Raw genomic sequence first — 20,611 nt, 5'->3', positions numbered from 1 at the left:
TGTCAGGGCTGCTTCCACCCTTCACCGATGTCCCTCGGGTCGGGCTGCCCTCAGCTTCGTTCAGCCTGCTGCGACAGGCTGATGGCGGTGGCCTCTCACCACCGCAAGGTTCAAGAACGCCTCGTGGCGCTCGATGTCCGCTGCCCACTTGCAGTTCTCGGCATCGGCGGTGAAGTCGCGCTCCAGCACATTGGCTGCCACCGGGTGGTGATGGTCCGAGTTGGTAGTCACCCGGTAGCGGCGTCGGCGCTTGGAGCGAAGGTTCTCTTAGCGCATCAGACGCGCTACGCGGTGCCGTCCGACTGCCACGCCGTCCTCGACCAGGTCCCGGTGCACCCGCGGGCTGCCGTAGGTCCCACAGTTACATGCGGGCGTGCAGAGTCAGCTTCCCGAATTCAGGCAGCCGACCTTCCATCTTTCTCGATGACGAAGTCGAGTGTGTAGTCGAGGCAGGCCAGCAGGCGGACCATCTGATCGATGGTTTTCTTGTAGTTGGTCGGGTCGAGGAGCCGGTATATCTGAGCGGGGGAGGTCGCAAGTCTGCGCGCGAGTTCCCGCTTCGGCAGTTTCGACTCCTTGAGCAGCGTCCCCGCCTTCAATGTCAGTTTGTAGAGCGTCAAATCCCGCATGTAGTCCGGGTCTTTATTGTAGTTCAGGAAGTCGTCCACGTGGACGCTGTCTTCCTCCCCCGACTCCAGGACATAGGTGATCGCCTGGTTCGCGAGTTCCCGGTCCACGTACACTTCCTTCACCCGGTTGGTCCTGGAGGGTGCGATGTCGAGTTTCATGTACGGGAACGTCAACGGCCCCTTGCTGGTGGCGATCTCGAAGCACCGTCGGCGATTGTTGGCCGTCACGCTCTTGATGGTCATAGCCTTCCCTCCGCTCGCAGCCGTTGGAGTATCTGCTTGACCCGGCGATCGACTTTGCCGGCCATTGGCTGCCAGCGCTGGAGGTCGAATTTTGCTACCATTTCGCCGTCCCGGTAGATGTGCACATGGGGAGGGTCGTGGTCTCCCTTGGCCGTGAAAAAAATGTAGCCACCTCTCTTGATTCGCCCCATGTCCGACGCCTTGCTTTACTAGTATCAACTGAGATACTAGTTTGCAAGAACACCTCATGCGGCCGCCGAGGACTATCCGGTCGAAGCCATGGCCGTGGTCCATCGGCCTTGTGCTTGGTCCCGGAATATGCAAGTTGCTCACCTGAATCAACACTCACGGAGGTACCCATGAGCATCCAACTGTATTACGCACCCGTCACTTGCGCGATGGCGCCCTACATCACGTTGACCGAGGCGGGGGCGGATTTCGAGGTCAAGGCACTGAACTTCCGGGCGGGACAGAACCGCACCGAGGATTACATGAAGCTCAACCCCAAGCACAAGGTGCCGCTTCTGATGGTGGACGGGAAGACGCTGACCGAAAACGTGGCCATTCAGGTCTGGATCTCACGGCGCTTCCCGGAAGCGAAGCTGCTGCCATCGGATCCCTGGGACGAGGTCAAGGCGATCTCCATCATGTCGTGGTGCGCGTCGGGCATCCACCCGTACCTGAGCCGCATCAACTCGCCCGCCAAGGTGTGCGACGTGGCGGAGACCGAGGAGAGCGTGTCCCGCATCGCGGCCGAGTTCCTGGCAGAGACCAACGGCATCGCCGAGGCAATGCTGGAGGGGCGCGAGTACTTCTTCGATCACTTCACCGCGCCGGACGCGCACTTCTTCTGGTGCGTGCGCCGCAGCACCCAGTTCGACATCGACCTGAAGCCCTACCCCAACGTCCGGGCGCATTTCGCGCGCATGCAGACCCGCCCCAGCGTCCAGAAGCTGCTGGCCTTCGAGAAGGAGACCCAGCAGTCCTTCGCGGCGTAAGGCGGCGGTCCGCGGTGAAACAGGCCGTGTCAAACTGAGGAGGCGCCACCCCCCGATTCGTCATTCCCGCGGAAGCGGGAATCCAGGGGCGGTGGTGGGCCCCCTGCAGCGGCGTTTCCCCGCCTCGCCACCCCTGGATTCCCGCCCCCGATCGGGGTCGAGGGCAAGCTTTCGCGGGAATGACGAACCGGGGGGTGGCGCCAGTTCTTGCTGTTCCCCCCGCCGCACCCCGCCTGGATTCCCGCTTTCGCGGGAATGACGATCCGGGGCGTTGGTGCCGGTTCTTGTCGGGACGACGTCTTGGCACAGCCCGCTTGCGCGGGAATGACGAGTCAGGCTTGGATGCTCTTCTTCTGTGCCGGTTTGGGACGCACCAGCCATGCGCCCAGGGCCGGCAGCAGCACCACGGCGGCGATCATGTTCACCAGGAACATGAACATCATCACGATGCCCATGTCCGCCTGGAACTTGAGCGGGGCGACACACCAGGTGCCCACGCCCGCGGCCAGGGTGAGACCGGTGAGCACCACGCCGGCGCCGGTGATGTTGAGGGTGCGCTCGTAGGCGGTGGCGAAGTCGAGCCCTTCTTCCAGGTGGGTGCGCAGCCGCCCGTAGATGTAGATGGCGTAGTCCACGCCGATCCCCACCCCCAGCGCCACGACCGGCAGGGTCGAGATCTTGAGGCCGATCTCCAGGATGGCCATGAGCCCGTAGGCCAGGAGCGACACCGCGGCCAGCGGCACGATGATGCACACGGTGGCGGCCACCGAACGGAACGAGAGCAGGCACAGGAGGATGACCCCGGCGAAGACGTAGCCCAGGATCGGGAACTGCGACGCGTCCACCTCCTCGTTGGTGGCGGCCATGACGCCGACGTTCCCGCCCGCGAGGTGGAAGCGGATGCGCTCCACGGTGTTCCGGCGCTCGAACTCCTTGGTGGCGTCGACGACGCGCTGGATGGTCTCGGCCTTGTGGTCGGTGGTGTAGATGCGCACCGGCAGCACGCTGCAGTCGTTGTTGATGAGGCCGCTGCTGGTGGGCACCGGCGACACCGACTGCACCAGGCTGTGGCGGTTCCGCGGCAGCGTGCGCCACTTGAGATTGCCTTCGTTCCAGCCGGCGTTGATGTTGCCCGCGACGCTGGCCAGGCTCACCACGGACTGGACCCCCTCCACGTTGCGCACGTGCCAGGTGAACTCGTCCAGGGTGGTGAGCACGTCGTAGTCGATGCAGCCGTCCGGCACGGTCTCCGCGAACACCGTGAGCACGTCGACGCCGATCTTGAAGCGCTCGGTGATGACGGCGATGTCCTGGTTGTACACCGACTCCGCGCGCAGCTCGGGCACGCCCTGGTGACTGTCGCCCACCTTGACCTGCACCGCGTAGAAGGCCCCCACGGCCACGAGCGCCGCGGCCAGTCCCACCGTCACCGCGGCGGGTCCCCGGTGCGCCAGCCGCGCCACCCTTGACCACAACGGCCGCAGGACGCCGTCGCGCTTGGTCGCGGCTTGCCGCTGGGCCTCGCTCATGCGGAAGTACGACAGCAGCACCGGCAACAGCGCCAGGTTGGTGAGAATGATGGCCACGATGCCGAGGCTGGCGGTGATGGCCGTCTCCCGGATGACCTGGACTTCGATGAACGAGATGGTGATGAAGCCCACCGAGTCCGACGCCAGCGCCACCGCCCCGGGCAGCAGCAGACGCCGGAAGCTGGCGCGCGCGGCGTCCAGGCCGGCTGCGCCCGCCACCACCTCGGCGCGCACCGCGCTCACCATCTGCACCCCGTGGCTGACCCCCACCGCGAACACCAGGAAGGGCACGAGGATGGACATGGGATCGATGCCGAAGCCCAGCGCGGTGACCGTGCCGAGCTGCCACACCACCGCCACCAGCGAGCAGACCAGTGGCGGGATCGTGAGACGCACCGACCGCGTGTAGAGGTACACAAACAGGGCTGTGATCAGGAAGGTGATGCCGAAGAACGTGATGACCCGCGCGGCGCCCGCGGCGATATCGCCCACGAGCTTGGCGAAGCCGATGACGTGCACGTGGACCGGGGCGTTCGCCTGCGCCTTGGCGCGGATCTCTTCGAGCTGGCCGGCGACGTCGAGGTAGTCGAGGCGCTTGCCGGTGTTGGGGTCGAACTCCTGCAACCGGCCGCTGACGATGGCGCCGGTGAAGTCGTTGGCCACCAGCCTGCCGACGACGCCGGCCTTGATGGCGTTCTCGCGCACCCGGGCGAGGTCGGCCTCGGTGGCTTTGAAGCTCGCGGGCAGCACGTTGCCCGCGATGATCCCGTCCTCCACCACCTCGATGTAGCGCACGTTGGGCGTGAGAATGGAAAAGACCTGGGTGCGGTCGATGCCGGGCAGGAAGAACATTGCGTCGGTGACCTGTTTCAGCACGGCGAAGAACTCGGGTGTGAACATGTCCCCGTCTCGCGCCGTGATCGCGATCACCACCTGGTCGGCGCTGCCGAACTGATCCTGGTGCTTGAGGAAGGTCTGCATGTACTCGTGCTTGAGGGGCACGAGCTTGAAGAACCCGGCATCCACGCGCAACTGCCCCGCGAACCAGCCCATGGCAAGGGTGACGAGCGCGAAGACGGCGATGACGAGTCCGCGCCGCGTGAAGAGCCCGCGCTCGAGGAAGGCGGTGAACGGGTTGGTCGGGGCGGTATTGGGTGCGTCCGGCATGGGCGGCTACTCGGACTTGGGGAGCGATTCCAGGCTGGACAGGCGCCGGACGCCGAACTCCCCGGTCAACAGCACGCCGCCGTCGGGCAGGGCCAACGCGGACGCGATGCCCTGGCGTGAGCGGAGGCGCGTGGTGGACACGCTGCGGCCGCCGTCCCGGCTGGTCAGGATGACCCCTTCGAGGCCGGTGAGGACCAGGTGGCCGGACGGCAAGCGGGCCGCGTCCGTGAGGGTCGCGGTAGTGTCGGTGGCCACGCGCGTCCAACTCGCGCCCGCGTCCTCGGAGCGGAACAGGTGCCCGCGGAGCCCCAGCAGCAGAAGGCGGTCCGCATCCAGCACCAGGGCGCCGTACCACGATCCGGTGTAGGGCGAGGCCAGCTCGCGCCACGTGCCGCCGCCGTCGTCGGACCGGTACACGACCCCGGCCTCCGCGGCGAGGAACAGGCGTTCCGCTCCCGCGGGCACGATCTCGTTCAGGTGGAAGTCGTCCTGGCTGATGGCGCGGGAGGTCCATGTGGCGCCGCCGTCACGCGTGGCCAGGAAGTAGCCGTAGGCGCCCACGGCGAAGCCGGTCTCCTTGTCGCGGAACCAGACGTCCAGGAGGGGGCGTTCCTCGTCGGGCGCGCGGTGCACGAGCCGCCAGGTGTCGCCGGTGTCGTCCGTGCGGAGGATGACCGCGTCGTGCCCCACCGCCCAGCCGGTGGCCGCGTCGTGCATGTGCACCGCGGTGAGCAGGGCGCGCACGGGCACCTGGGCCTGCTTCCAGGTTTCACCGTCGTCGGAGAGGAGGATGTGGCCGCGCTGGCCCACCGCGATGATGCGGTCACCGGCGGTGGTGGCGTCGAGCAGCAGGGTGGTCGCGGCCAAGGGTGCCTGGACGGCCGGTTTGGTGTCTCCGGCGGCCTGAGCGGTCAGGCACAGGCACAGGAACAGAGCCGGCAGCAGGGCCGTCGGGCTGCAACGGAGATGATGTATGCAATAACGAAGCAGGGACAGATGCCCGCGGGTTTCTATCATGATGCCAGAACACAGGGGCGCGGCCACCCGAATCGTCATTCCCTCGGGACAGGCTGCGTCAAAACACCATCGGGAGCGAGACAACAACCCCCGAATCGTCATTCCCGCGGAAGCGGGAATCCAGGAGGGGTGAGGCGGGGCAACGCCACTGTAGTGCCCCACCACCACCCCTGGATTCCCGCTTCCGCGGGAATGACGATTCGGACGTGGGTGTCATTTCATTTGCGAGCGGAGTTTTGACACAGCCTGTTCCGCGGGAATGACGTATCCGTGTGGTATGGAACGTCCCCAACCGCCGGTCTCATCGCCTTCCCGCGCGGCGCAGGGATGATGGGTTGAAGTCCCTGTCCTTGAACGTGATGTCGTAGGTGCACATGGGGAACTCGTTGTCGAGGCCGAGGGCGAGGTAGCGGCCGGCCTGCAGGTCGTGGTGGACCTCCAGGGTCGGCCAGGTCAGCGGCTTCTCGTAGAAGTTGATGACGTGCCCCTCGGACACGCGCCAGAGCTGGTCGCGGTTGTCGTAGATGTCCGCCAGCAGGATCTGCCAGGAGTCCTCGTCGATGTAGAAGGTCCGGCGCTTGTAGAGGTGGCTCGCGCCCTCCTTGAGCGTCGCGTCCACGATCCACACCCGGTGCAACTCGTAGCGCATATGCTCGGGGTTGACGTGCAGCGGCCGGATGATGTCGTTGAAGGAGAGCTTGTCGCTGTGTGCCCGGTAGGCGTTGTAGGGCACGTACATCTCGCGCTTGCCCACGAGCTTCCAGTCGTAGCGGTCGATGGCGCCGTTGAACATGTCGAACTGGTCCGCGGTGCGCAGCCCGTCCGAGGTGGTGCCCGGGTTGTCGTAGGCGATGTTGGGCGCGCGCCGTACGCGCCGCTGGCCCGGATTGTAGGTCCAGGCGCTGCGCGGCTCCCGCGCCTGGTTCATGGTCTCGTGCACGAGCACGATGTCCCCCGCCAGCCGCGCGGGCGCGGTCACCCGTTGCTTGAACAGGATCATGGTGTTGCCGAGCTGCTCGACGGTCATGCCCGGCAGCGAGTAGCGCACGTTGACGTCCACCGCGTACTTGACCAGCGTATAGTCGCCGCCCCGTGTCACCGCCGCCTGCCCCAGCGTGCAGGTCACCGTCTCGCCGCGATAACGCAGGAGGTGGTTCCAGATCACCTCCTGACCGTCCTTGGGAACGGGGAAGGGGATGCCGATGACCGCGCCCTCCACGCCGTTGCCGTCGTCCACGAGCTTGGTGACCGCGGCGATCTTGCGGGTGGCGTCGTAGATACGCTGCGGCGCCGAGGCGCTGCGCCGGGTGGGGTACACCGTCAGCTTGTACGACGGGTAGGTCTCCAGCAGACGCTGTTGTCCCGGGGAGAGCTTGTCCCGGTACTTGTCCAGGTTGGATTTGTCGATGACGAAGAGCGGCTTGTCGCCGGCGTAGGGGTCCGGATGGTGGTCGCCGAGCTTGTCCCCCGCCGGGGACTTGGTGATCCCCCCGGTCCACTCGGGGATGGTGCCGTCGGCGTTGCCGGCGCGCTCTCCGCCGAGCGGGGTCAAGTCCTTGTCGAGGCGTGCGAGTTCGTCGGCGGACAGCTCCGCGGACACGGGAGAGACGAGCGCGCACGCCAGGACGAGCGCGGTTCCCAATCGAATCGTAAGTGCTTTCATGTTCATGCGCCTAGAAGGAGTATTTGACCGTGGCGGTGACGAAATCGCGGTCCCTCAACGAGTTCCTGCCGCCGGCATACTGGGTGTAGCTGACATCGAACTGCCAGCGGCTGAGATAGTCGGCGCTCAGGCCGAGAGTGAGCGCGGTGCGGCCCTCCACGAACGAGCCGCTGGGCGCTGGGCTGTTGCCGCCGACGTCGTGCCCGAACCGCAGGTACGGGAACAGGTTCACCGCTCCGATGGCCTGGTTGTAGTCGAGCCGCGCCGCCAGCCGGTAACCCCAGGATGTGGGGTCGGCGTCGTTGGGGTCATAGCTGTCGCCTTTCCCGACCGAGCCGGCTGGGCTCTCCAGGGGCATGTCGTCCGGAGTCAGTTCCCCGGCGGGCACACCGTTGCCGGGCGGCATGTCGTGCACGTGCATCACCGCCACTTCGGTGACGAATGCCAAGGCGTCCGCTCCCAGAACCGGACCGAACACCTTGGTGGCGGTGGCCTGAGCCTGGCTCACGTCGCGCAGGACGTAGCCTACGGTGTCCACGTCGTACCGGCCGGCCACGGCGTTCTCGCCGATGCACAGAGGACCTGCCTGAGCCGGTGGGACGCCGCTCTGCACTTTCCGTCCGATACATCCGCCTAGCCCTGTGAACGGTCCCAAGGCATCGGAGAATACCTTGCGTTCCGCGAATTGCAGCGGCGCGTCACGGCGATAGGAGTACTCTCCTTGCAGCGCCACACCGGTCGTCCCGAGCGTGGTGTTGAAGCTGATGCCGTAGAGCTGGATGTCCTGCGGATACTCGATGAAGTAGTGCCCGCGGTCGGCGTAGGCGTTGATGCCGGCCGCCTGAGCGGCGGCTCCGGCGAGGGCTCCAACCTGGGCCGTCGTCGCGGCTTGGACTCTTTGTGCGAGCGCGCCGCATTCCGGACTGTGAACCGGGGAAGGACACTGTGCCGTGCGCAAGGCCTGCATGACGGCGCCGGCCACGATCTCCTGGACCGCCGTATTGGCGGCGGTCCCCGGCCGGTCAGGAGCTCCAATTGCCCCGCTGGCGGCCAAGCCCCTCCCTGCGTCCTCCGCCATTCCCGTGTGTGCGCTGATCACCGGCAGCCGGCTGTGGTAGTTCATGAAGTAGAAGCCGACCTCGGTGTTGTTCAATTCCTCCGCGAGGTAACGGAACGCGATCCCCCATTGGCCCGAGTCGCGGGGGTCGTTGTCCGGGTAGCGATCCGCTATCAGGAAGTCGGGATCCGGCGCGAGGACCGGGCTGAAAGCGGCGGCGACGGAGGTCTGCGAGAAGAGCAGGAAGGGGTTCTCCCGAGGGTCAGCGCTCAGTCCCATGTCGCCGAGGTTCAGTCCGGGCAGGGCGATCACCGCCTTCGTGGCCCCCGGACCGACGTAGTCGGTGACCGAGAAAAAGCTGCCCACCGGGTCGATCTCGGTCTTCTCCCAGCCGATCTGGTAGAAACCCTCCATCGTAAGGTTGAGGCCCGCCGCCACGGACGCCGAAACCAGGGGGACCGCCAGCAATGCCTCGCGCAATTCGGAACCCGGAACCCTGAGCTTGCTCACGTCGAAGGGGTTGACGGCGTTGATGCCGTTCTGGATGAACGTGCTCTCGCCCCAGTTGAGGACATGGTTGCCAAGCCGAACATCGAGGGTGGCGTCACCGACGTCGAAGGCTCCGGTCACGTAGGCATCGAGCACGTCGAGGTCCTTCCCGATCAGGGCCTTCGCGTCCTCCGACAGGGGAGTGCGCGCCCGCGTGCCGTTTTCGTTCTCGATGTCGTAGAGTCCGCTGGCGCGGACGAACAAGCCCAAATTTCTGTAGCCGATATCGAGTTCGCTGGTGAACTTGAATGCGTTGCTGACGATGCCACGATCGTAGTTGAGATTGCCGTCGTTGTCGTTGGTCTTGGCAATCTGCGCTTCATCGCGCTCCGAAACGCGGAAAGTCGCGCCATAGGAAAGGGTGGTGTCCAGACTTGCCTCGACCTCGCCCGAGCTCAGGTCCACGGCACCAGCTTGGCTTGGCCACAAGAAGGAACAGAAGGCAAGAACTGACACCGACCGCGCTATATGACTACCAGCCAGTTTCCATATCATGAGTGGCGAATATCACCATACGCCGTCATCTGTCAAGTTTATGGCCTTTGGTACGGAACGGTTTTGATATTGTTCGGATAAGAAGAAAATTCGAAGGATCGAAACATGTCATATCGACCTCAGGACGGGTTTTTCCGCAAGGCCAAGCGCGAGGGCTATCGCTCGCGCGCGGCGTACAAGCTGCTGGAGATCAGTCAGCGGTTCCGGCTGATCCAGGCGGGCCACGTGGTGGTGGACCTGGGCGCGGCGCCCGGCGGGTGGCTCCAGGTGGCGGCCGAGCTTGCCGGACCGCGCGGGCGGGTGCTGGGCTTCGACTTGCAGCCCATCCAACCGCTGTCCGGGGCGCACGTCAACGCTTTCGAGCTGGACTTGCTGGCTCCGGAGGCGGCGGAACGCATCCGCGCGCTGGCGGAGGGGGCCGTGGATTGTGTCCTCTCGGACATGGCGCCGCGTCTGTCCGGCATCCGCGACGCCGATCACCAACGCGCCCTGGAGCTTACTCGCGGGGCCTTCGACATCGCCCGCGCGGTGCTGAAACCGCGGGGCTCGTTCCTGTTCAAGACCTTCAGCGGAGTGGATGCGGAGGCCCTCCTGAAGGAGATGACGGGCTGCTTTCAGACCGTGCAGCGGGTGCGGTCCGCGGCCACGCGCAAGGGCTCGTCGGAGATCTACGTGGTGGCCAAGGGCTTCAAGGCCAACCGTCAGTCAGGGCAACTCTGATCAATTGCGGTCGGACGCCATCGTCCAAGTGGCAATGGATCAGACTTTCCTTGGGTTCCTATTCCACGGTCACGCTCTTGGCGAGGTTGCGCGGCTGGTCCACGTCGGTGCCGCGGTGTACCGCGATGTGGTAGGCGAGGAGTTGCATGGGGATGGTCAGCACCACCGGCGCGAGGTGGTAGGGCACCTTGGGGACCACGAGGGTGGACTCCGGCTCCAGGGTTTCGTCGGGTTCGTCGGTGACGGCGATGAGCTTACCGCCCCGTGCTTCCACTTCCTTCAGGTTGCCCAGCGTCTTCGGATAGTAGTGGTCCCTGGGCAGGATCATCACCACCGGCATGTCCTCGTCGATGAGGGCGATGGGGCCGTGCTTCATCTCGCCCGCGGGATACCCCTCGGCGTGGATGTACGAGATCTCCTTCAGCTTGAGAGCGCCTTCCAGGGCGATGGGGTAGTTGATGCCTCGGCCGAGGTAGAGGACGTCGCCGGCGTGGCTCAGCCCGTGGGCCAGCGCGTGGATGGAGTCCTCCAGCTTGAGCACCGCCTCGATCCAGCCGGGCAGCCGCAGGGCGTCTTCGAGGAGCCGCGTCGCCGCTTCGTGCGGGATCTGCCCGTTCAGGCGTCCCAGGCGCACGGCCAGCAGGTAGAGCGCCGTGAGCTGGGTGGTGAACGCCTTGGTGCTGGCCACGCTGATTTCCGGGCCGGCGTGGGTGTAGAAGACGCCGTCGGACTTCCGCGCGAGGGACGAATCCACGACGTTGCAGACGGACACGGTGCGGGCGCCCTGCTGCCGCCCCACCTCCAGGGCCGCCAGCGTGTCCGCGGTCTCACCCGACTGGCTCACCAGCACGAGCAGCGAATCCGCTCCCAGGAGCGGAGTGCGGTGCCGGAACTCCGAGCCGTAGTCCACCTCGGCCGGGATCCGCGCCAGCTCCTCGATCAGGAACTTGCCCACCAACGCCGCGTGCCACGCCGTGCCGCAGCCCACCAGGTGGATCCTGCGCGTCCGCGCCAGCTCGTCCTCGGCGAGGTCCAGTTCGGCCACCTCGACGGTGCCGGACTCGAGGGCGATGCGCCCGCGCAGGGTGTCGGTGACGGCCTGGGGCTGCTCATGGATCTCTTTGAGCATGAAGTGCCGGTAGCCGCCCTTCTGGGCCGCCACCGCGTCCCAGGTGATCCGCCTGGTGGGCCGGGCGACCGTGCGCGCCTTGGCGTCGAGGATGCGGAAACCGTCGGCCCGGACCTCGGCGATCTCGCCGTCTTCGAGGAAGGCCACGTCTCGGGTGTATTCGAGCAGCGCCGGGATGTCCGAGGCGATGAAGGTCTCGCCGTCGCCCGCGCCCACGACGATGGGCGAGGCGTTCTTGGCGACGATGAGCCGTTGTGGCTCGCGCCGGCTGAGGAACACCAGGGCGTAAGAGCCGTGGATTTCCCGGATGGTCCCGCGCACCGCGTCGAGCAGGTCCATTCCCCGCGCGGTCTTTTCCTCGACCAAGTGGGCGACCAGCTCGGTGTCGGTATCCGAGGTCAGCGCCGCGCCGCGCCCGAGCAGGGCCTGCTTGAGCTCCAGGTAGTTTTCGATGATGCCGTTGTGCACCACCACCGTGTCCCCGGCCCGGTGCGGGTGGGCGTTGGCCTCGGAGGGTCCGCCGTGGGTGGCCCATCGGGTGTGGCCGATGCCGGCATGCCCTTGGATGGGGGCGGTCGCGAGGAGTGTCTCGAGCCGAGCGAGCTTGCCCTCGGCACGGCGCAGCGCGATTCCGTCGCCGTTGAGGACGGCGATGCCGGCCGAGTCGTAGCCCCGGTATTCCAGCCTTCTCAGGCTGTCGATGAGCACCGGGGCGGCGTCGCGCCCGCCGATATATCCGACGATGCCACACATAAGCGGTCAGCTTTCCGCGCTTTCAACGGTTTCCGCATGGACGTCAACGGTTGCTGCATGAACGTCATTCCCGCTTCCGCGGGAATGACGAATCGGGGGGTTGGCGCCAATGCTTGTCCGGGCGATGTTTTGACACAGCCTGTTCCGTTGGAATGACACATTTCGATGTCGGTGCCATCCCCCTACTTGCTCTTCCTCGCGCGGAACCGGGCCACCCAGCCCTCCTTGTGCTGCTGGGGTGCGCGGCTTACCGCGAGGGCGCCGGCGGGCACGTCCTTGGTGATGGTGGAGCCGGCGCCGATGTAGGCGTCGTCGCCCACTTCCACCGGCGCCACGAGCTGGGTATCGCTGCCCACCTGCACGCGGTCGCCGATGGTGGTGCGGTGCTTGGCGAAGCCGTCGTAGTTGCAGGTGATGGTGCCCGCGCCGATGTTGGACTCCCGCCCGAGGTCGGTGTCGCCGATGTAGCTCAGGTGGCTGGCCTTGGTTCCCTCTCCCACCGACGAGTTCTTCACTTCCACGAAGTTGCCGATGTGGACGTCGCGTTCGAGCACGGTCCCGGGACGCAGGTGTGCGAACGGACCGATGCTCACTCCTTCCTCGACGTCGCAGTCGTCCAGCACCACCGAGAAGCGCAGGTGCACCGCGTCCCCGAGGCGCACGTCGGTGAGGTAGGCGCTGCCGTCGATGCGGCAGCCGGCGCCCACGACGGTGCGGCCCAGCAGGTGGCTGTTGGGCCCGATGACCGTGTCCTCGCCGATGACCGCCTCGGCGTCGATGTAGGTGCTGTCCGGGTCCTTGAGGGTCACCCCGTGCTCCATCCACTTGCGGTTGATGTCCCGCTGCAGTGCCTTTTCCATCCAGGCGAGCTCCTCTCTCTTGTTCACGCCCCGGAATTCACGCGGATCGTCGAGAGTCACGCCGCCGATGCGGGCCTCCATCCGAGCGGCGAAGCCGGCGATGTCCGGCAGATAGTATTCTCCCTGGTGGTTGCGGTTGTCGAGGGCTGCCAGGGCCGCGCGCAGGAAATCGGCCGGCGCCAGGTAGAGGCCTACGTTGATCTCCCGGATGGCCCGCTGCGCCTCGGTGGCGTCGCGCTCCTCCACGACGCCGGTGATGGCCCCGCCGGGGTCGCGCAGGATGCGTCCGTAGCCCGAGGGGTCCGGCAGCGTCGCCACGGCCAAGGTCAGGTCGTGGCCGCCGGACCGGTGTTCCGCCAGCATTCCGGAAAGGCTGCGGCGTGACAGTAGGGGCACGTCGCCGTTGAGAATGAGCAGGTCGCCGCGGAAGTCGCCCAGCGCGTCGGTTGCGCAACGCGCGGCGTGGCCGGTGCCCAACTGCTCGGGCTGGACCACCCATGCCGCGGGGTCCATACTGGGGAAAGCTTCACGGATGCGCTCGTCACCGTGCCCCACCACGACGCGTACCGCGTCGGGTTCCAGCCCCGCGCACGCGTCCAGCACGTGGGCCAGCAACGGCCTGCCGCCCAGGGGGTGCAGCACTTTGGGCACGGCGGATCGCATCCGCTTGCCCTGGCCCGCGGCCAGGATGATGACGCCAAGCCCCTGCATACGCAGGCAAACTATAACCCAAGGGAGGGTCTCCCGCCAGAGAGTTGGGGGTGCCGAGGAAACCGGCCCGTACATTGACAAGCACGTGATTTTCCAATAACTCTTACCGTACTTCGCTAAAGGTGGTCGAGTTCGTATGGAAGAGCAGTCCGGTTTGTACTACTTCATGGAGATCGTGACCAAGCCCGACAACATTCCCATCGTGGGCATGCTGATTCTCGTCCTGTTCTTTACCTGGGTCGGCCTGAAACAGGCTCTGAAGAACGACAGGCTGATCGATGAGGGCCGAGAGGACGAAATCCCTGACCAGATGTGGAAGTAGATGTCGCGGCTGGGGCTCCCTGGCGGTCCTGGCCCTCGTTGCGGTCCTGAGCATTCATGGAGAAGCCCGTCCCGCCCTGGTGGACGAAGATTCCTGGCGGGAAGCACGGCGGGAACTGGCCGCGGGCAAGCTGGCCGACGCTTGGGACAAGTTGCAGGAGCTGCTTGAGCGGTACCCGGAAGAGGCGCAGCTCCTCCAGGTGGTGGGGCTGGCGGCTCTCAAGCGCGGCGAACGCGAGGCGGCGTTGGCGCACGTGAGGAAGGCCGTGGCCTTGGCGCCCGACGACGTCGAGGCGTTGACGCTGCTGGGCTGGCTCGATATGGAGGTCGCGGGTGACGTCGAGACGGCCATCGAGTCGTATCGCAAGGCGGCCGCGCTCAAGCCCGACGTGCCCGAGGTCCACAACAACCTGGGCGTCGCGCTCAAGCGCAACCGCGACCTGGAGCCGGCCGTGGGGAGCTTCTCGCGCGCCCTGGAGTTGAACCCGGATTTTGCCCAGGCGACGAGCAACCGCGGCTGGGCCTACGTGGACTTGGGCAAGTGGCAGGAGGCCAGGACCGACTTCGAAAAGAGCTTGGTCCTCCAGCCGACCGATGAGGCCGCCCTGTACGGCCTCGCGCGGGTGCGCAAGGAGTTGCGCGACTATTCCGGGGCCCAGGAAGCCCTGACCCGGCTCAGCGGACAGTCGGGCAACTTCGTTTACTGGCTCGAATGGGCCGTGGTCGGTCTGGTACGATACTATTGGGTGTTTCTGCTGCTGGTTTTGGGTCTGTTCTTCTATTACCGGTACAAGGCAAGAAGAAGGGTGAAGGTCGATGGCTGAAGCCAAGAAACGCAAGGGCACGGCGCTCCTGGCCGTGATGAACGAGAACTGCACCAGTTGCGCCGGCGCGCCGCTGTGCGAGGTGCACTGCCCGGTGGACGACTGCATCAACCTTCTCTACGAGGAGATGCCCGGCGGCGGCCTCAAGCCCTATCGGGTGTGGGTCGACAACGAGAAGTGCATCGGCTGCCAGATGTGCTACAGCGACGACCTCACCAAGATCCACGAGCACAAGAACACCGGCGCGGTCTACTTCGAGTACGGCAACCGCATGTACGACGCCGACAAGAAACTCCTGGAGAAGGAGCAGGAGCCCAAGAAAAGCGAGCTCCAACTCATCGGCACCGACTCCGAGGACCGCCTCGACAAGAAGATCTGCCCCTGGGACGCCATCCGCATGGTGGAATTCGAGGACGCCCTCGAGCTCTCCAAGCTCTACTACGACCCCGAGCTCATCTCCACCGAAGACGGCGTCTACTCCATCGACGACAAGGGCAAGGAAGAGTTGGAAGACCGGCAGATGGAGGGGTTCTAGAGATACGGTGAAGGCCCCTGACTCGGGAGGCTACTCTCCATCCGGAGGTGTCCGGGTACTGCGTGCCGCCCTGCGTTTCGCGAAACCGATCGTCCTGATGCCGCTTTCCTGGCCGGTGACCAGCTCATCTTCCTGCCATCCCTGATTCATGTAGAACGCGTTGGCGGCCGAGTTGTCGGCGAAGCTCTCCAACCGGATGGCGGCGTGTTCCGCAAACAGGAGCGCCTCGGCGTCTGCCAGAAGCACGCGGCCGATGCCGCGTCTCTGGTGCGCTGGCGCCACCATCAGCAATTCGATCAGCGGCCCCTTGGTGACGCAGAAGCCGATGATGTCGCCGTCTCGCTCCGCGACGCGGCACGTTCCCAAGTGCGTGTCTACGTGGTCCGTGACTTCCCCGTCAGCGATCCACGTCTCGATCGTGTCGCGGCCCAGAAACGGAATGTAGTTGGTTCGTATCGTACAGATGGCGAGGGCGACCAACGCGTCCCGGTCGTTCTCCCCCGCGGGCCGGATGGTCAATCCATGCAACGTGAACCCCTGTGCTCGACCAAGGCGTGGGACCCGGCAGGCTCTATAGACACTTGGCTCAGATCACTTTGTTCAGCGGATACTCCACGATCCCCACGGCGCCCGCTCGGGTCAACTCGGGGATGAGTTCGCGCACCACGTCTTCGGCGATGATGCTCTCGATGGAGAACCACTTCTTGCCTTTCAGGGCCGGGGTATCGTAGAGGGTCGCGACCGTCGGCGCGGTCACGCTGGGGATGAGGTCGATGATCTTCTCCAGGTTGGCTTCCATCACGTTCATCTTGATGCCGACCTTGTGCTCGGCGGCCAGGGCGCCCTGGAGCAGCATGCTGATCTGCTCGATCTTGGCCTTCTTCCAGGGATCCTGCCAAGCGTCCTTGTTGGCGATGAGCTGGGGCGCGGATTCCAGCAGGTCGGTGACGATGCGCAGGCCGTGAGCGCGGATGGTGCCGCCGGTCTCGGTGACCTCGACGATGGCGTCGGCCAGGCCTTCGGCGGCCTTTGCCTCGGTGGCTCCCCAGGAGAACTCCACGTCCACCGGGGTGTCGTGTGCCGCGAACAGCCGCCGGGTGAAGTTGACCATCTCGGTGGCGACCTTCTTGCCCTTGAGGTCCTCGATCTTCTGCACCGGCGAGTCGTGGGGCACGGCCAGCACCCAGCGTGTCGGCCGGAAGCTGGTCTTGGCATAGATCAGCTCGGTGATGTACTCGACCTGCGAGTCGTTCTCCTGGATCCAGTCCCTGCCGGTGATGCCGGCGTCCAGGGTGCCGTCCTCCACGTAGCGAGACATCTCCTGCGCGCGCACGACGCTGCAGTTCAGGGACTTGTCGTCGATGGAAGGGAAGTAGCTCCGGTCCATCCCGGTGATCTTCCATCCGGACTTGCGGAACAGCTCGATGGTGGACTTCTCCAGGCTCCCCTTGGGAAGCCCCAGCTTGAGTTGGCTCACTTGTTGTAGACCTCCTCGGGGTTGAAGACCTTCTCCGCCCAGACCTCCCAGTCCTCGCCGGCGTCGCGGCGGAAGAAGCAGGTGCGGTAGCCCAAGTGGCAGGCGCCGCCGCCCTGCTGGACGATCTTCAGGATCACCGTGTCGTTGTCGCAGTCCACCAGGATGTCCTTGACCACCTGGAAGTGGCCCGATTCCTCGCCCTTGAGCCACAGCTTGTCGCGGGAGCGGCTGTAGTAATGGGCCTTCCCGGTCTCGCGGGTGAGGTTGAAAGCCTGTTCGTTCATGTAGGCCAGCATGAGTACGTCCAGGGTCTCGTGGTCCTGCACCACCACCGGGACGATGCCTCCGCCCTTGGCAAAATCGATGCTCTCCATTCGGGTCTTTACCCCCTTCTTGGAACTGTCTGCGGGAATGCGTTGGTTCCGGAACTCTCTGAACCCGCGCTGGCGGGAATCCGGCAGGCGGCTGGATTGACAAGCGCGGCCTATGCAGACACGAAATAAACCATACAAAGGTGGGGCGCGCAAACGGACGCGCGGCGACCCGTTTCAAGACATTGGGGGCGGTGAGATGAACGAGTTCGTCGTTGTTTACATCACGGCATCCGGAGAAAACGCGAGCGATTTGGCGGGCGTGCTGGTGGAGGAGAGGCTCGCCGCCTGCGTCAACCGCATCCCGGGAGTGGAGTCCACCTACACCTGGGAGGGCCAGGTGGAGCGCGACACCGAGGACCTGCTCATCGTCAAGACCCGCGCCGACCTGTTCGACCAACTCAAGGAGCGGGTGCAGGCGCTCCATGGCTACGACGTCCCGGAGATCATCGCCATCCCCATCGTCGAGGGCAGCGAGAGCTACCTGGAATGGATGGGGTCGGTCCTGTCCAGGACCTGAAACTTGCGCTCGCGCACGGCATTGTCTAAGTGTCCTGTATCCGCAGCATCCTGTATCCATAGCAATTTGCCAGCCAGGGAGAATTGACCATGAGAGACCTCCAGGAATTCATCGCGGCCGAGGAAAAGCGCCGCCCGGGCGACCTGATCCGGGTGAAGGACCCCATCGACCCCAACAAGTGCGAGACCATGGCTTTCCTGAAGCACCTCGACGACCGCGGGCTGGAGAAGATGGTGCTGTTCGAGAACGTGACCACGTTGGAGGGGAAGCCCTCGCCGTTCCCGCTTTTCTACAACCCGTGGGTGAGCCGGCAGTTCTGCGCGGATGGCATGGGCATGGGCGACCTCAAGTCCAACATGGAGCTGAGCCTGGAGGTGTCGCGGCTGGAGAAGGAGAAGGGGGACACGGAGGTCATCGCCCCCGACGCCGCGCCGTGCCGGGAGGTGGTGGTCCAGGGTTCCGACGTGGATCTGGCCAAGTACCCCATCCCCATGCACCACGACCTCGACGTGGGTCCCTACTGGACCATGGCCTGCGTCATGAAGGGGGAGTCGGACCCCTTCTACGACATTACCTTCACCAAGAACCTGTACTACGACGCGCGCACCATGAGCTTCTCGGCCCACAAGCACCACCACCTTGAGGCCATCGTCAGCGAGAACGAGGCCAAGGACCAGCGCGCGCCGGTCATCATCGTGATGGGGCACCACCCCGCGTTCTACTTTTCGTCCTGCTGCATGACTCCCTACGGCAACGACGACTACCAGAGCGCCGCGGCGTTCATGCACGAGCCCCTGCGGCTGACCCCGTCGGTGACCTGGGGCGAGGACTTCCTCGTGCCCGCGGACGCCGAGATGATCATCGAGGGAGAGGTGCCGCCCAACGTGCGACGCTCCCAGAACCCCTTCGGCGAGGTGCTGCGCTACTACCAGGTGACCATGGATGTGCCCATCGTCGAGGTCACCGCCGTCACGCATCGCAAGAACGCCGTGATGCAGGACATCTGGGCGGGCCAGAAGGACCACTGGAACCTCGGCGGCATCACCAAAGAGGGCAGCGTCTACAACTCCATCAAGCGCAACATCCACGGCCTCAAGGCCATCCACCTGCCCCACTCAGGTTGCGGGCGGGTGATCTGCTACATCTCCATCAAGAAGGAGTTCCCCAACGAGCCCAAGAAAGCCGCCATGCAGGCCTTTGCCGACATGCCCAACCTCAAGCTTTGCGTGGTCGTGGACGACGACGTGGACGTGTTCAACGAGCGCGAGGTGATGTGGGCGGTGGGCACCCGGACCCACTGGGACCGTGACCTGGACGTCATCCGCGAGGTCCAGAACTTCCGCGGCTGGCTCGGCGACAGCGTCGCCGTGGTCGACGCCACCCGCCCCCTGGAAGGCGAGTTCCCCATCAAGAACGAGGTGCCGATAGAGGCCATGAAGCGGGTGGATGTGAGCAAGTACGTCTAGGAACGAAACATGGACGTCAGCGAGTAAGTCCGCCAAGAAGCGAAGCTACCCGAGCCGTCATTCCCGCGGACCAGACCGTGTCGAGACTCGTGAGGCACCAACGCCCCGAAACGTCATTCCCGCGGAAGCGGGAATCCAGGGGTGGGGAGAGGCGGCGCCGCCGCGAGAGTTGAGAGAGGAGGATGCCGTGGCCAAGCTGAAATTCTACTTCAAGAACACCTGAACCACCTGTCGCAAGGCAAGAAGTTTCTTGCAATCACAAGGGGCGGAGCTGGAGGAGAGGGAGTACGGCAAGCAGCCGTTGACCGAGGCAGAGCTGGATTCCATCATCGGCGACGGGCCGGTGACGGATTTCCTCAACACGCGGACGCCGCTCTACCGCGAGCGGAAGATGAAGGACAACCCTCCCGGCCGGGAGGAGGCCATCCGCCTGATGCTCGGGGACCAGAACCTCTTGCGCCGCCCGGTCACCATCAAGGGCAAACGCAAGGTGGCCGGCTTCGACGAGGCCGCCCTCAAGGCGCTCCTCTGATCCTACCCCCATGGGCCAGCTCAGCTACGACGATTTCCTGAAGGTCGACGTGCGCGTCGGCACCATCACCCGGGTGGAGCCCTTCCCGGAGGCGCGCAAGCCCGCCTACAAGCTGTACGTGGATTTCGGTCCGGAAATAGGCGAGCGCAAGAGCTCGGCCCAGGTCACTCACCACTACACCGCGGAAGAACTGGTGGGCCGCCAAGTCGCCGCCGTGGTCAACTTCCCACCCAAGCAGATAGGCCCGTTCCGGTCCGAGGTCCTCGTGCTGGGCTTCCCCGACGCCGACGGCGAGGTGGTGATGGTCGAGCCCAACCGCCCGGTGCCCGACGGCGGCCGGCTGTTCTGACGGAGTTTCCCCGTCCACCAGCCTTCATCTCGAACCGCAGCCAATGTGCCACGCCGCGGTCGGCCGATACAGGAAACCGCTGTCCGCGAAGAAGTATCCGTCCAATTTACCCGACTTCTCCAGTTCCGAATGGATACGGCTGAACAGGTAGAGCTGCGGCTTGATTCGATCCGGATCGATGTGGTCTTCCAGGCGCCGAACAAGGTCTCCGCGCCAACACCTTCTGTGATAATCCGAGAGGACGATCAGGCTGGCCTCGACCAACTCCCGGTTCTTGAACGACGATCCGCTCAAGCTGGTGACGATGCTCCTTGTGATGTCATCCATCTTCGTCCTGATGGGGCCGATCTGCCCCAGGATGATCGCTTCGTTTTTCTGCTTGAGTCTTGCGTTGTACTTCTTTCGAGCTGTCAATGTCAGCCGAAAATGTCCCATTTGTGTCAATCGAAAATGTCCCACTTCTGATGAGGGGGGCGGTTCGGGACAGACGCCCTCCGGTAGGGTCCGCTCCTGGGTGAGGGGGTGGACGGAGGGAGCGTAGCGACCGGAGTCCACCTCCTCACCCAGGAGCGCCTGGCGGGACACGGCCATCACAGCACCGCTTCCTCGTGGCGTTGCTCGGACGCGGACCGCATGAGGTTCTGGTGCTCCCGCATCCGGTAGCTGTTGCCGCGGATGTTGACGATGTGGCAGTGG

20 protein-coding genes are annotated in these 20,611 nt (G+C 65.1%); 9 read left to right on the top strand and 11 right to left on the bottom strand.

Annotation, left to right across the window (positions count from 1 at the left end; translation table 11 throughout):
• Nucleotides 1–395: 395 nt before the first annotated feature.
• A complete protein-coding gene (locus OXF11_09665; GenBank protein MCY4487367.1) occupies nt 396–872 on the bottom strand; it encodes a hypothetical protein in 477 nt (158 codons plus the stop codon).
• A 359-nt stretch (nt 873–1,231) separates the two neighbouring features.
• Here OXF11_09665 and OXF11_09660 point away from each other — a divergent pair, with 359 nt between their 5' ends.
• A complete protein-coding gene (locus OXF11_09660; GenBank protein ID MCY4487366.1) occupies nt 1,232–1,870 on the top strand; it encodes a glutathione S-transferase family protein in 639 nt (212 codons plus the stop codon).
• A 332-nt stretch (nt 1,871–2,202) separates the two neighbouring features.
• On the opposite strand, the gene OXF11_09655 is transcribed toward OXF11_09660, so the two are convergent.
• From OXF11_09655 to OXF11_09640, 4 genes are all read right to left on the bottom strand, one after another.
• Nucleotides 2,203–4,566: an MMPL family transporter gene (locus OXF11_09655; protein ID MCY4487365.1), complete on the bottom strand. Its 2,364-nt coding sequence runs from the start codon at nt 4,564–4,566 to the stop codon at nt 2,203–2,205.
• A 6-nt stretch (nt 4,567–4,572) separates the two neighbouring features.
• Nucleotides 4,573–5,583, bottom strand: coding sequence for a YCF48-related protein (locus OXF11_09650; protein MCY4487364.1), 1,011 nt, complete (start codon nt 5,581–5,583; stop codon nt 4,573–4,575).
• 301 nt (nt 5,584–5,884) lie between these two features.
• Complete coding sequence (locus tag OXF11_09645; protein MCY4487363.1) at nt 5,885–7,246, bottom strand: DUF1329 domain-containing protein; 1,362 nt, start codon at nt 7,244–7,246, stop codon at nt 5,885–5,887.
• A 10-nt stretch (nt 7,247–7,256) separates the two neighbouring features.
• Entirely contained in the window at nt 7,257–9,257 is a 2,001-nt protein-coding gene (locus OXF11_09640; GenBank protein ID MCY4487362.1) for a DUF1302 domain-containing protein, read from the bottom strand.
• A 195-nt stretch (nt 9,258–9,452) separates the two neighbouring features.
• Here OXF11_09640 and OXF11_09635 point away from each other — a divergent pair, with 195 nt between their 5' ends.
• Nucleotides 9,453–10,067 (top strand): RlmE family RNA methyltransferase, encoded by a 615-nt coding sequence (locus OXF11_09635; GenBank protein MCY4487361.1) that lies wholly within the window; start codon nt 9,453–9,455, stop codon nt 10,065–10,067.
• A gap of 58 nt (nt 10,068–10,125) precedes the next feature.
• On the opposite strand, the gene glmS is transcribed toward OXF11_09635, so the two are convergent.
• Nucleotides 10,126–11,949, bottom strand: a complete 1,824-nt coding sequence (gene glmS, locus OXF11_09630) for a glutamine--fructose-6-phosphate transaminase (isomerizing) (GenBank protein MCY4487360.1) — start codon at nt 11,947–11,949, stop codon at nt 10,126–10,128.
• Between the two features lie 182 nt (nt 11,950–12,131).
• Nucleotides 12,132–13,520 (bottom strand): bifunctional UDP-N-acetylglucosamine diphosphorylase/glucosamine-1-phosphate N-acetyltransferase GlmU, encoded by a 1,389-nt coding sequence (gene glmU / locus OXF11_09625; protein ID MCY4487359.1) that lies wholly within the window; start codon nt 13,518–13,520, stop codon nt 12,132–12,134.
• Between the two features lie 136 nt (nt 13,521–13,656).
• On the opposite strand from glmU, the gene OXF11_09620 reads away from it, so the two are divergent.
• From OXF11_09620 to OXF11_09610, 3 genes are all read left to right on the top strand, one after another.
• A complete protein-coding gene (locus OXF11_09620) occupies nt 13,657–13,842 on the top strand; it encodes a hypothetical protein (protein MCY4487358.1) in 186 nt (61 codons plus the stop codon).
• Nucleotides 13,843–13,921: 79 nt separating this feature from the next.
• Nucleotides 13,922–14,665 carry a tetratricopeptide repeat protein gene (locus tag OXF11_09615; protein ID MCY4487357.1) on the top strand — a complete coding sequence of 248 codons (744 nt, stop codon included), beginning with the start codon at nt 13,922–13,924 and terminating at the stop codon, nt 14,663–14,665.
• Nucleotides 14,658–15,200, top strand: a complete 543-nt coding sequence (locus OXF11_09610) for a hypothetical protein (protein ID MCY4487356.1) — start codon at nt 14,658–14,660, stop codon at nt 15,198–15,200. The genes OXF11_09615 and OXF11_09610 overlap by 8 nt, the downstream gene beginning before the upstream one ends.
• 30 nt (nt 15,201–15,230) lie before the next feature.
• On the opposite strand, the gene OXF11_09605 is transcribed toward OXF11_09610, so the two are convergent.
• From OXF11_09605 to hisI, 3 genes are all read right to left on the bottom strand, one after another.
• Nucleotides 15,231–15,719 carry a GNAT family N-acetyltransferase gene (locus tag OXF11_09605; GenBank protein MCY4487355.1) on the bottom strand — a complete coding sequence of 163 codons (489 nt, stop codon included), beginning with the start codon at nt 15,717–15,719 and terminating at the stop codon, nt 15,231–15,233.
• A 67-nt stretch (nt 15,720–15,786) separates the two neighbouring features.
• Nucleotides 15,787–16,677, bottom strand: a complete 891-nt coding sequence (gene hisG / locus OXF11_09600) for an ATP phosphoribosyltransferase (GenBank protein ID MCY4487354.1) — start codon at nt 16,675–16,677, stop codon at nt 15,787–15,789.
• Nucleotides 16,674–17,051 (bottom strand): phosphoribosyl-AMP cyclohydrolase, encoded by a 378-nt coding sequence (gene hisI, locus OXF11_09595; GenBank protein MCY4487353.1) that lies wholly within the window; start codon nt 17,049–17,051, stop codon nt 16,674–16,676. Before hisI ends, hisG begins: the two co-directional genes overlap by 4 nt.
• 196 nt (nt 17,052–17,247) lie before the next feature.
• Between hisI and OXF11_09590 the strand changes: the two genes are divergently transcribed.
• From OXF11_09590 to OXF11_09575, 4 genes are all read left to right on the top strand, one after another.
• Nucleotides 17,248–17,568 (top strand): divalent-cation tolerance protein CutA, encoded by a 321-nt coding sequence (locus OXF11_09590; GenBank protein ID MCY4487352.1) that lies wholly within the window; start codon nt 17,248–17,250, stop codon nt 17,566–17,568.
• Nucleotides 17,569–17,657: 89 nt separating this feature from the next.
• Complete coding sequence (locus OXF11_09585; protein ID MCY4487351.1) at nt 17,658–19,034, top strand: UbiD family decarboxylase; 1,377 nt, start codon at nt 17,658–17,660, stop codon at nt 19,032–19,034.
• A gap of 250 nt (nt 19,035–19,284) precedes the next feature.
• Nucleotides 19,285–19,566 carry a hypothetical protein gene (locus OXF11_09580; GenBank protein ID MCY4487350.1) on the top strand — a complete coding sequence of 94 codons (282 nt, stop codon included), beginning with the start codon at nt 19,285–19,287 and terminating at the stop codon, nt 19,564–19,566.
• 10 nt (nt 19,567–19,576) lie between these two features.
• Complete coding sequence (locus OXF11_09575; protein MCY4487349.1) at nt 19,577–19,915, top strand: tRNA-binding protein; 339 nt, start codon at nt 19,577–19,579, stop codon at nt 19,913–19,915.
• Nucleotides 19,916–19,939: 24 nt separating this feature from the next.
• Here OXF11_09575 and OXF11_09570 read toward each other — a convergent pair whose 3' ends face one another.
• Nucleotides 19,940–20,506: a hypothetical protein gene (locus OXF11_09570; protein ID MCY4487348.1), complete on the bottom strand. Its 567-nt coding sequence runs from the start codon at nt 20,504–20,506 to the stop codon at nt 19,940–19,942.
• Between the last annotated feature and the right edge of the window lie 105 nt (nt 20,507–20,611).

This window comes from Deltaproteobacteria bacterium (assembly GCA_026712905.1).
GTDB lineage: Bacteria > Desulfobacterota > Binatia > UBA9968 > JAJDTQ01 > JAJDTQ01.
The sequence above is the reverse complement of the archived record's forward strand: the minus strand, read 5'-3'. Positions and strand labels throughout refer to the sequence as shown.

Bases quoted from the DNA above. Each gene is read 5' to 3' on its own strand.
- OXF11_09575 (MCY4487349.1), top strand. From the start codon at position 19,577: ATGGGCCAGCTCAGCTACGACGATTTCCTGAAGGTCGACGTGCGCGTC.
- OXF11_09660 (MCY4487366.1), top strand. From the start codon at position 1,232: ATGAGCATCCAACTGTATTACGCACCCGTCACTTGCGCGATGGCGCCC.
- hisI (MCY4487353.1), bottom strand. From the start codon at position 17,051: ATGGAGAGCATCGATTTTGCCAAGGGCGGAGGCATCGTCCCGGTGGTG.
- OXF11_09590 (MCY4487352.1), top strand. From the start codon at position 17,248: ATGAACGAGTTCGTCGTTGTTTACATCACGGCATCCGGAGAAAACGCG.
- glmS (MCY4487360.1), bottom strand. From the start codon at position 11,949: ATGTGTGGCATCGTCGGATATATCGGCGGGCGCGACGCCGCCCCGGTG.
- OXF11_09620 (MCY4487358.1), top strand. From the start codon at position 13,657: ATGGAAGAGCAGTCCGGTTTGTACTACTTCATGGAGATCGTGACCAAG.
- OXF11_09585 (MCY4487351.1), top strand. From the start codon at position 17,658: ATGAGAGACCTCCAGGAATTCATCGCGGCCGAGGAAAAGCGCCGCCCG.
- OXF11_09665 (MCY4487367.1), bottom strand. From the start codon at position 872: ATGACCATCAAGAGCGTGACGGCCAACAATCGCCGACGGTGCTTCGAG.
- OXF11_09570 (MCY4487348.1), bottom strand. From the start codon at position 20,506: ATGGCCGTGTCCCGCCAGGCGCTCCTGGGTGAGGAGGTGGACTCCGGT.
- OXF11_09650 (MCY4487364.1), bottom strand. From the start codon at position 5,583: ATGATAGAAACCCGCGGGCATCTGTCCCTGCTTCGTTATTGCATACAT.
- OXF11_09645 (MCY4487363.1), bottom strand. From the start codon at position 7,246: ATGAAAGCACTTACGATTCGATTGGGAACCGCGCTCGTCCTGGCGTGC.
- glmU (MCY4487359.1), bottom strand. From the start codon at position 13,520: ATGCAGGGGCTTGGCGTCATCATCCTGGCCGCGGGCCAGGGCAAGCGG.
- OXF11_09610 (MCY4487356.1), top strand. From the start codon at position 14,658: ATGGCTGAAGCCAAGAAACGCAAGGGCACGGCGCTCCTGGCCGTGATG.
- OXF11_09655 (MCY4487365.1), bottom strand. From the start codon at position 4,566: ATGCCGGACGCACCCAATACCGCCCCGACCAACCCGTTCACCGCCTTC.
- OXF11_09635 (MCY4487361.1), top strand. From the start codon at position 9,453: ATGTCATATCGACCTCAGGACGGGTTTTTCCGCAAGGCCAAGCGCGAG.